Origin of the sequence: Peptoniphilus grossensis ph5, from assembly GCF_000311825.1 — a bacterium.
Taxonomy (GTDB): Bacteria; Bacillota; Clostridia; order Tissierellales; family Peptoniphilaceae; genus Peptoniphilus_A; species Peptoniphilus_A hominis.
In genome coordinates this window covers 11,806-21,899 of the sequence record NZ_HE978569.1, presented here as the reverse complement: position 1 = coordinate 21,899, position 10,094 = coordinate 11,806, and the positions used below count along the sequence as shown (strand labels likewise).

Here is a 10,094-nt window from a genome sequence, read left to right as displayed (position 1 = left end):
ATTTATATTAAAAAAAGGTGGAGAACAAAATGTTGTCTCCGCCTTTTTTGATATTTTAAATTATTTTAAATTTTTTCTCTTGGAGTATAAGATGTGTGAAGTAGGTCGTGGGCTCTTTCGCCATAAGGCCTTCCTAGATAATTTTTGTAAATTTCTTTTATCATTGGATTTTCGTGAGACTTTCTAATTTTTTTATTTTTGTCAATTTCGTAAAGTGCCCTTTGCCTCTTTAAAAGAACTTCTTCGTGACCATGGTGGTAAGGTTGACCGCCGCCGCCAATGCAGCCGCCAGGGCAAGCCATTATTTCTATGGCATCGAAGTCGTACTTCTTGCTCTTTATGCCGTCTAATAATTTTCTGGCGTTGCCAAGTCCGTGAGCTATGCCAACTTTTAAGTTCAAGTCGCCAATTTTAACTTCGGCTCCTCTTATGCCCTTTAGACCTCTAAGTTCTTCAAATTCAATTTTTTCTAGCTCTTCTCCAGTCATCCATTCGCTGGCAGTTCTTATGGCTGCTTCAATTACGCCGCCAGTTGTGCCAAAAATTGTTCCTGCGCCAGAGGATTCGCCCATTAATTTATCGAATTTGCCTTCTTCAAGTCCGTTAAAGTCTATGCCGTAAAGTTTTATCATTCTTCCAAGCTCTCTAGTTGAAAGGACATAGTCCACATCGCGAATATCCTTGGTTCCAAGTTCTGATCTTGCGGCTTCAGCCTTCTTTGCTGTGCAAGGCATTACTGAAACCATGACAATGTCCTTGGCAGGTATTCCTGTTTTATTTGAGTAATAAGTTTTTACCATGGAGCCCATCATAATTTGTGGGGACTTACAGCTTGAAGGTATGTCTAACATGTCAGGATAATTCATCTCTATAAATCTAACCCAGGCAGGGCAGCAGGAAGTCAAAATTGGAAGAGTTTTGTTGTTTTTAATTCTATCCACAAGTTCGCTTGCTTCTTCCATAACTGTCAAGTCTGCTGAAAAGTCTGTGTCAAAGACTACATCAAAGCCGAGCTTTCTAAGAGCTGTGACAAGTTTTCCCGTTGTAACTTCGCCTGGCTCCATGTCAAAGAGCTCTCCAATGGCTACTCTAATTGATGGGGCAACTTGCACTACTACATGCTTCTTTGGATTTTTTATGGCATTAAAAACTTTTGCCGTTGCATCAATTTCTACTATTGCACCTGTTGGGCAAACTGCCACACATTGGCCGCAGAAGGTACAAGAACTTTCTGCAAGGGGAATGTTAAAGGCAGGGGCAACTATGGCATCAAATCCACGATTTATGCCGCTAAGTGTGCCCACAGTTTGAACTTCGTTACACATGGTCTCGCATCTTCTGCACATGACACACTTATTTGGATTTCTGTAAATGGAGTTGGAAGATGCGTCCACCTTGTGTTGCATTCTCTCGCCCTTGTAGGTAATTTCTCTTATGCCCATTTTTTCTGCCAAGGCTTGAAGTTCGCAGTTTAAATTTTTGGGACATACTAGGCAGTCCTTTGGGTGGTTGGAGAGGAGAAGCTCTAGGTTAATTTTTCTCGCTTCAACTGCCCTTGGCGTGTCAGTATTTACTACCATGCCCTCAGTTATTTCTTCAGAGCAAGCTGTGCAAAGTTTTGGCCTTCCCACAACTTCAACCACACAAATCCTACAGCTTGAAGGTTTATTTTCATAATTAAAGTTAGGAAGCTTCATATGACAAAGTGTTGGGATGTCGATGCCAATTTCTTTTGCAGCTTCTAAGATTGTCGTGCCTTCCTTAACTTTTAATTTTTTATCATTAATAACACAATTTATCATAATTCACCTCTATTTAGGTTCCACAACTGCACCTACAGGACATGTCTTAAAGCAAGTTCCGCAGGCTATGCACTTGTCCTCATCAATTTCGTGTTTTTCCTTTGGCTTTCCTGATATGCACTTGACAGGGCATTCCCTTGCACATCTGTGACAGCCAATGCACTTGTCCTTATTTATCTTGTAGGCTCTCTTCACTTCGTGTCTAGCATATTTTAAATATTCATCAGGAAAATATTTCATAGTAGATAGAATTGGGTTTGGTGCAGTTTGTCCTAGTCCACAAGCAGCTGAGTTTATAATGTTGTGACAGAGGTCTTCGATTTTTTGCAAATCTTCTTCTGAGCCCTTGTCATCTAAAAGTTTTGTCAGCATTTCAAGAAGCCTCTTTGTGCCAAGTCGACAAGGTGTGCACTTGCCGCAGGATTCGTCTTGGGTAAATTCAAGATAAAATTTTGCAATTTCAACCATGTCGTTGTCTTCGTCCATGACAATTAGTCCACCAGACCCCATCATGGCGCCAATTTCTTTTAAGTTTTCATAATCTATTGGAGTGTCAATATTTTCCTTGGTGATCATCCCACCAGAAGGTCCACCAATTTGCACTGCCTTAAATTTTTTGCCATCAGGAATGCCGCCGCCGATGTCGTAGACAATTTCACGAATAGTTATGCCCATAGGCACTTCAACAAGTCCAACATTGTTTACCTTACCAGCTAGGGCAAAGACCTTTGTGCCCTTAGATTTTTCTGTACCCATGGAAGTGAACCAGTCAGTTCCCTTTAAAATAATCTTTGGAATATTTGCATAGGTTTCAACATTATTTACAGTTGTAGGCTTACCCATATAGCCCTTTACGCTAGGGAAAGGAGGCTTTCTCGTAGGTTCGCCTCTCTTGCCTTCCACAGAGTGAATGAGGGCAGTTTCTTCGCCGCAGACAAAGGCACCTGCACCGTATCTAATTTCAATGTCAAAGTCAAAGCCTGAATTAAAAATATTTTTTCCCAAGAAGCCATAGTCTCTTGCTTGAGAAATTGCAGTCTTTAGTCTATGAATGGCAAGGGGATATTCAGCCCTGATGTAAACTACTCCGTGGTTTGCACCAGTTGCGTAGCCGCCAATTGTCATTGCCTCAACAACGGAGTTGGGGTCGCCTTCCAAAATACTTCTATCCATAAAGGCACCAGGGTCGCCTTCGTCAGCGTTGCAGAAAATATATTTTTCTTGACCTGGAGAATTATATGTATTTTGCCATTTAATGCCAGTAGGGAAACCTCCGCCACCACGACCACGAAGTCCAGATGCTTTTATAAGGTCTATGACTTCTTGCGGAGTCATTTCAGTTAAAACTTTAAAGAGAGCTTGGTAGCCGTCGTAGGATATGTAGTCCTCAATATTTTCTGGGTCAATTTTGCCGCAGTTTTTTAAGGCAACACGAGTTTGCTTGCCGTAAAAACTCATTTCCCTTTGATTGTAAATTGGCTCCTTATTTTTTGGGTTTTTGTAGAGAAGTCTCTTGACAGGTCTACCGTGAAGAATGTGTTCTGCCACAATTTCATTTACATCTTCTGGTCTTACATGAGTGTAAAAGACATTGTCAGGCTCAACCTTTACAATGGGACCTTCGCCGCAAAAGCCGAAGCAACCAGTTATCATGGCTTCCACATCTTTTATCTTGTAATGTTCAATTGCCTTATCAAAATTTTCTTTAATCAAATCACTTCTTGCAGAGACGCAGCCAGTTCCCTTGCAAATAAGCACTTGTAATCTCAAATTATTCATGGGTCACCTCTTTTTCGTACTCAAGAGTTTGACTCTTCATAGAAGCAACATTTAAAATAAAATCTTTTATGGCTTCAGTGTCAAGGGAGTTGCTCTTAACATTGGCGCAGACATTAAATTTTATTTCAATGTTAAACTTTTCTTTTTGATTTGGGTCGTCCTTGAATAAAAATTTGCAGTTTCGCATGCCCTTTTCGCGGACAAAGCTCTTTAAGTCGTCAAAAACTTTTTCTATCTCTGCATATTTTTCTTTTTCATTGCCAGTTATAAAAATTTCTATAACATCATCGTCAGACATGTCGCCAATATCTCTTAAAATAGTTTGGTGATGTCTCGATTCTTTTATAGAAATAAGTTTTTCCAAGGAATCTATTTTTGCCATAATTACCTCCTTTGAAATATATAATTTAATTTTTTTCTGTAGCTAATTCATTTATGTGTGCCTTTATAATTTCCTTGACATCACTAACTTCAACATGGCCATAAATTTTGTCGTTGACACGGACTACGGGACCAATGCCACAAGCTCCCACGCACCTAATAGAATTTACATTAAAAAGACCGTCTTCGCTAAGTCCATCGCCATCAACGCTAAGCTCATCCTTAAAGGCCTTCATAATTTCTTCTGAGCCCTTTACAAAGCAAGCAGTGCCAAGGCAGACATCAACTTTAAACTTGCCCATCTTCTTTTCATTGAAGAAGGAATAAAAAGTTACAATTCCATTTATTCTGCTTGCAGGAAGACCGGTAAGCCTTGCTATGTAAACTTGAAGTTCCTTTGGCAGGTAGCCAAAAATATCTTGAGCGTAGTGAAGAATACTTATAATATTGTTTTCCTTATTATCGAAAGTATCTATGTAGTCCTTTAAACTCTTTAGAAGAGCATTGTCTAGACCCATAGTATTAAACTTCATAACTATCACCTCTCTTTCCATTGTAATACAATGAAAAGGTTTTATCAAAGAAAAGGGGTGGTTTTTAAAAATTTATTTAAAATATATTTAAAATTTATGTAAAAGTGCAAATAAAAAAAGGAGCCGAAGCTCCTTAAAAATTTATATTTTTAAAATTATTATTCAGTAGCAAAGTTGTCAAAGTAGCCTTGAATTAAAACTACTGGAGTTCCCTTGTCGCCAGAACCACTTGTAAGGTCGCAAAGACTTCCAAGTAGGTCAGTGATTCTTCTTGGAGTTGTGCCAAGAGTTTCATCAGTTCCCACTAAATCTTTATTTTTGTGAGAAATTTTTTCCTTCATTGCAGCAGTTGCGTGTTCTGTGTCCATATCCTTAAGGTCAGTGTCTGCAATGTATTTTATTTTAAGTTCGCTAGGTGTGCCAGCAAGTCCCTTAGTGTGGGCAGGTGAAACTACTGGGTCAGCAAGTTCCCAAATTTTTCCAACTGGGTCTTTGAAGGCACCGTCGCCGTAAATCATTACTTCGATTTCTTTATTGTACTTGTCAATTAATTTCTTTTGAACTGCATTTACAAATTCTTCGCCATCTCTTGGGAATAATTTTAATTTACTTTCAGAGGCAAAGTTTGAGCCAAGAAGGCCAAAGTCTTTATTGTAACCACTGCCATTAATTGATTCAGTTAGGATATCGTCAAGACCAAGAACAACTTTTGCTCCCTCGTCCTTTAAAAGTCTCTTGATGGAAAATCTTGTGTGAGTTGAACCAACAAGAACCTCATCTGTATATTTTAAAATTGTCTTAGGGTCATTTGAGAAGTGGATGTCGCAGTTGCCGCCACAAATTTCCTTGTAAAGAGTGACATAGTCAATGCCTGTAAATTCGTGCTTAACAACTTCGCCAAAAATTCTTCTATAATCCTTTTCTTCTAAGACATCTGTGAAAGGATTGATCTTAGTTTCGTAAAGAAGGTTTGGATCCATTAGTGAGTTTCCAACTTCATCAGAAGGGTAGGAGAATAGAAAATGGATTTTCTTTCCTGATTTTGCGATTCCTCTTAAGATAGTTGAAAATCTGTTACGGCTAAGAATAGGGAATACTATTCCAATTTCTCCGTCATATTTTTTATTAATATCACAAGCTATGTCATCAACAGAGACATAATTATTTTGAGCTCTAGCAACTAAGGATTCAGTTACTGCCACTACGTCTCTATCTTTCATAGAAATATTTTCTGATTCAAGAGCCTTGCCTAGGGAATCAACGACAATATCTACTAGATTGTCTCCACTTTTTACAATCGGAGTACGAATTCCACGCACTACTGTTCCAATGTATCTTTGCATATTTCCTCCTACATTTAAAAACAAATAAATAAATTACTTTTTTACTTCAAAATTATACACGAAGTCCTATGAAATGTAAAATATTTTTAAAAATTTTTTAAAAAATATTTTTTCACCTTTTAAAAATATTCAGATTATTGGAAAAATTACAGAAAATTAATAAATTCACTGTACATTTGTAACCACTTTGTAATATAATTATTAAAGATTATAGAAAGGTGTAATTATGATTAAATTTGAAAATGTATTTAAGGAATATAACAACGGTGTAACTGCACTTTCAAATGTAAGTATAGAAATACCTCGTGGTGATTTTGTTTTTTTAGTTGGTCCATCAGGTGCCGGTAAATCTACTATGATAAAACTTCTTATTAGAGAAGAAAAAGTTAATCGTGGCAAAATTTACATGGGCGACACTGACATAACTAAACTATCTAAATACATGATACCCAAACTTAGGAGAAATATTTCTGTAGTATTCCAAGATTACAGATTGTTAGAAAAAAAGACTGTCTATGAAAATGTGGCCTTTGCCCTAGAAATTCTTGGAGAGTCCAAAAGAGAAATAAATGAAAAGGTTGATTACGCTCTTGATCTTGTAAATTTAAGCGACAAGAAGAAGGCTTATCCATCTGAGCTTTCTGGTGGTGAATCCCAAAGAGTTTCTATTGCCAGGGCAATAGTAAATAAGGCTCCCTATCTTGTCTGTGATGAACCTACAGGAAACCTGGATGAATCCACTGCCTGGGATATTATGAGTGCCCTAAAAAATATTAATGACGATGGCAAGACTGTCATCATGGCTACTCACGCAGTCAACATCGTAGATAAATTTAACAAGAGAGTTGTAACTCTAGATCAGGGACAAATTGTTTCCGATGTTAAAGAAGGAGGTTATTATGAAAGTAATAAGACAGTTCTTTAATGTTGTGAAAGAATCTTTTTCAGGTCTTTGGAGAAACAAGACTATGGCTCTCACTTCCATTATTTCCATTTCTGCAATGCTTACACTTTTTGGCGTTGTAATGCTTATGGTCTTAAATCTTAATGGAATTGTCTTCCAAACTGGTGAAAAGCTAGATAAGGTTGTCTTTTTCTTAAAGGACGATGCCAATCCCAGCGATGTAAATGCCTTTATTGATGAGCTTCATGACAACGACAAGGTTAAAAAAGTTTCCTATGTTTCAAGAGATGAGGCACTAAAGGAATTTAAGGAAGGTTTTGGAGAAAATTCTAAAATTTTGGAAAATATTCCTGGCGGCAATCCCCTTCCTGCATCAGTAACTGTTGAGATGAAGGAACTTTCCTATGGAAAAGAAGTTGAAGACAAGTACAAGGACCTTCCCATAGTTGAAGACCACAATTATTATTACGACTTTGTCACTCAAATGATGAAGGTACAAAATGGAGTGAAAGTAGTTGGAGCAGGCATTGTTCTCATACTTGTCCTTGTGTCTATACTTATTATTCACAATACAATTAAGATTGCCATTTCCAACAGAAAAAAAGAAATTAACATAATGAAGTATGTAGGTGCCACTAACACTTACATTAGGGGACCCTTCCTCATAGATGGAATAATTTTTGGAGCTTTGGGAGCAGGCATAGCTGGCTTTGTAACTTTAAAGCTTTATGAAATTTTATTTGAAAGATTAAATCCACAACTATACGACATGACTGGCGTCGATTTGGTGTCCGCCTTGTCTATTAGATTGGATTTGTATATAATATTTTTATGTATTGGTGTCGGAATAGGCTTCTTTGGAAGTTTGTTCTCAACTAAGAAATTTTTAGATGTGTAGGTGAAGGAGAAAAATGTATAGTAAGAAAAAATTTCTTGCTCTATGTCTTGCAACACTTATGGCTGTGCCAACAGGTGCCCTTGCTAAGAGCTCAAAGAGCCTGACAATTGAGAAAAACAAAAAAAAGCAAGAACAAATGCAAATTAAAAATAAAATTAATAAAGAGAAGAGCAATATTTCAAATACTGAAAATGAAAAAAAATCAGTGAGCACGGATATTGAAAATCTTGATGCAAAAATTCAAGTTACTTCTGCAAAGATTTCCACTCTTGAAAGTGAAATTGTAAGACTTAACAAGGACATAGCGGAAAATCAAGAAAAATTGCAAGAAGCTCAGGTAAATCTTTCAGAAAACACTGATGCACTTCGCATGAGACTTAGGGAAATGTACAAGAGAGGCAATGTAAATTACCTTGAAGTCATTTTAAATTCAAAAGACATTGAAGAACTACTTAGAAACAACGAAATTATTTCATCTATAGCAAGAGCTGATAGAGAATTAATTGAGTTTATACAAGAACAAATTGACACAATAAAGGAAACTGAAGAGACACTTCAAATAGATAAGGCTAAGGTATCTGCAAGTAAGGCTGCCGTTGAAAATGAAAGGCAATCCTATCAAGCAGCTGTTGATGCCAAAAATAATTACATGAAGGTTTTGGAGTCAAACTTAGACTTATACAAGGCTGAATTTGAAAAAGCCCAATCAAACTGGGATGCCTTAGATTCAGAAATAGCTAGGCTGCAAAAAGAAATCACTGCCCAAAAGAAGGCTGAAGAAGCTGCAGCAAGAAGAGCAACGAGAGTTCACAGCAACATCACTGTATCTTCTGGACCAAGAAATGGACAAAGCTATACTTGGCCACTACCTGGTTACTATTCTATTTCTTCTCCTTTTGGATATAGGGTCCATCCAATACTTGGATACTCAAAGTTTCACTCAGGAGTGGATATACCTGCCCCAAGTGGCACGCCAATAGTTGCCGCCAAGTCTGGTACAGTTATTATGTCACAGCTAATGAGTGGTTATGGAAATGTAGTAATGGTTGATCATGGCGACACAGTTACAGTGTATGCTCACTGTTCAGCCCTAAATGTAGGTGTAGGCGAATCTGTAAAAGCAGGTGATGTTATTGCCTTTGTTGGTTCAACTGGTCTTTCCACTGGAGCACATTTACATTTTGAAGTGAGGGTTAATGGATCTCCTGTAAATCCATTGGGATATGTTTAATGAAAAATAATAAATTTTTAAAAATCATAGCAGTTGTACTTTTAGTAATTACAACTGCTTTTGTTACGAGAATGATAACTGTAAGACAGGTCCTATCTTCCAATGAAAATTTTGGCAAGGTAATTGTCTTAGAAAAATATTTGAGAGAAAATTATCTTTACAACAAAGATATTAAAGATGAAAATTTGGAGACAGGTCTTTTAAAGGGTCTTGTTGCAGGTTTAGGCGACCCCTATTCACAGTATCTCACTGCTGAAGAGATGGCAAAGCTATCTGAAACAACTACGGGAAAATTTCAAGGTATTGGAGTTATAATTTCGCCTGACGAAGACGGAACTGTGACAGTAATTTCACCGATCAAGGGTTCACCAGCTGATAGGGCTGGAGTTGAATCGGGAGATAAAATTTTAAAGATCAATGGCAAGGACTTTAGCGCTGAAAAAATTAACGAGGCATCTAAGGAGATGCGTGGCGAAAAGGGAACCACTGTTAAGATTTTGCTTCTCAAAAAGAAAAATTTAAAGACTGAAGAAGTTGAAATAAAAAGAGAAGAAATTAAAATCGATTCAATTATAAAAGATAAAATTGGAGACCTTGGCTACATTGGCATAACTATGTTTGATGAAGAAACGGGCAAGGACTTTGTAAAAGCTTTAAATGAACTTACAAGTGAAGGCGTTAAAGGCATAATCCTTGACATGAGGGGAAATCCTGGCGGAGTAGTTGACGCTGCAGTTGAAATTGGCGATGCAATTCTTCCAAAGACAAGTTTTGTTACCCTAAAGGACAACAATGGAGAAGTGGTTCAAGATTATAAATTAGACGACAAGTACAATGACATCAAAATGGTTGTACTAGTTAACGAAGGCTCTGCATCTGCATCAGAAATTTTGGCAGGAGCCATAAGAGACCTTGACAGGGCAAAAATTATTGGCAAGAAAACTTATGGAAAGGGCGTAGTGCAAAATGTAATGTCTCTACCTGGCGGCGACGGGCTAAAACTAACCACTTCAGAATACTTTACTCCAAGTGGCAAGTCCATTAACAAGAAGGGAATTGTGCCAGATATTGAAGTTGACCTTCCAGATGACATTAAGGGCATTGGCATTGACTACAAGGACACAGATACACAACTTAAAAAGGCAATAGAAGTTATAAATGAAAAATAAAATTAGCAGCTCTCGGGCTGCTTTTTTTAATGGAATTTTTTCTCAAACTTTAAA

The 10,094-nt window shown here is 37.4% G+C and carries 9 protein-coding genes; 4 read left to right on the top strand and 5 right to left on the bottom strand.

Annotated elements, in window-relative coordinates:
• Positions 1 to 65 precede the first annotated feature (65 nt).
• The 5 genes from HGPG_RS08610 to HGPG_RS08590 form a co-directional block, all read right to left on the bottom strand.
• Positions 66 to 1,802 carry an NADH-dependent [FeFe] hydrogenase, group A6 gene (locus HGPG_RS08610; protein WP_019125678.1) on the bottom strand — a complete coding sequence of 579 codons (1,737 nt, stop codon included), beginning with the start codon at positions 1,800 to 1,802 and terminating at the stop codon, positions 66 to 68.
• Between the two features lie 9 nt (positions 1,803 to 1,811).
• Positions 1,812 to 3,581 carry an NADH-quinone oxidoreductase subunit NuoF gene (locus HGPG_RS08605; RefSeq protein ID WP_019125677.1) on the bottom strand — a complete coding sequence of 590 codons (1,770 nt, stop codon included), beginning with the start codon at positions 3,579 to 3,581 and terminating at the stop codon, positions 1,812 to 1,814.
• Complete coding sequence (locus HGPG_RS08600; RefSeq protein WP_019125676.1) at positions 3,574 to 3,963, bottom strand: hypothetical protein; 390 nt, start codon at positions 3,961 to 3,963, stop codon at positions 3,574 to 3,576. Before HGPG_RS08600 ends, HGPG_RS08605 begins: the two co-directional genes overlap by 8 nt.
• A gap of 25 nt (positions 3,964 to 3,988) precedes the next feature.
• Positions 3,989 to 4,495 carry an NADH-quinone oxidoreductase subunit NuoE family protein gene (locus tag HGPG_RS08595; RefSeq protein WP_019125675.1) on the bottom strand — a complete coding sequence of 169 codons (507 nt, stop codon included), beginning with the start codon at positions 4,493 to 4,495 and terminating at the stop codon, positions 3,989 to 3,991.
• Positions 4,496 to 4,653: 158 nt separating this feature from the next.
• Positions 4,654 to 5,838, bottom strand: a complete 1,185-nt coding sequence (locus tag HGPG_RS08590; protein ID WP_019125674.1) for a coenzyme F420-0:L-glutamate ligase — start codon at positions 5,836 to 5,838, stop codon at positions 4,654 to 4,656.
• A 226-nt stretch (positions 5,839 to 6,064) separates the two neighbouring features.
• On the opposite strand from HGPG_RS08590, the gene ftsE reads away from it, so the two are divergent.
• From ftsE to HGPG_RS08570, 4 genes are read left to right on the top strand one after another with little or no spacing between them, the layout of a single operon-like run.
• Positions 6,065 to 6,763 (top strand): cell division ATP-binding protein FtsE, encoded by a 699-nt coding sequence (gene ftsE / locus HGPG_RS08585; RefSeq protein ID WP_019125673.1) that lies wholly within the window; start codon positions 6,065 to 6,067, stop codon positions 6,761 to 6,763.
• Positions 6,738 to 7,640: a permease-like cell division protein FtsX gene (ftsX, locus tag HGPG_RS08580; RefSeq protein WP_019125672.1), complete on the top strand. Its 903-nt coding sequence runs from the start codon at positions 6,738 to 6,740 to the stop codon at positions 7,638 to 7,640. Before ftsE ends, ftsX begins: the two co-directional genes overlap by 26 nt.
• A gap of 13 nt (positions 7,641 to 7,653) precedes the next feature.
• Positions 7,654 to 8,871, top strand: coding sequence for a murein hydrolase activator EnvC family protein (locus HGPG_RS08575; protein WP_019125671.1), 1,218 nt, complete (start codon positions 7,654 to 7,656; stop codon positions 8,869 to 8,871).
• Positions 8,871 to 10,040: a S41 family peptidase gene (locus HGPG_RS08570; protein ID WP_019125670.1), complete on the top strand. Its 1,170-nt coding sequence runs from the start codon at positions 8,871 to 8,873 to the stop codon at positions 10,038 to 10,040. The genes HGPG_RS08575 and HGPG_RS08570 overlap by 1 nt, the downstream gene beginning before the upstream one ends.
• Positions 10,041 to 10,094 lie beyond the last annotated feature (54 nt).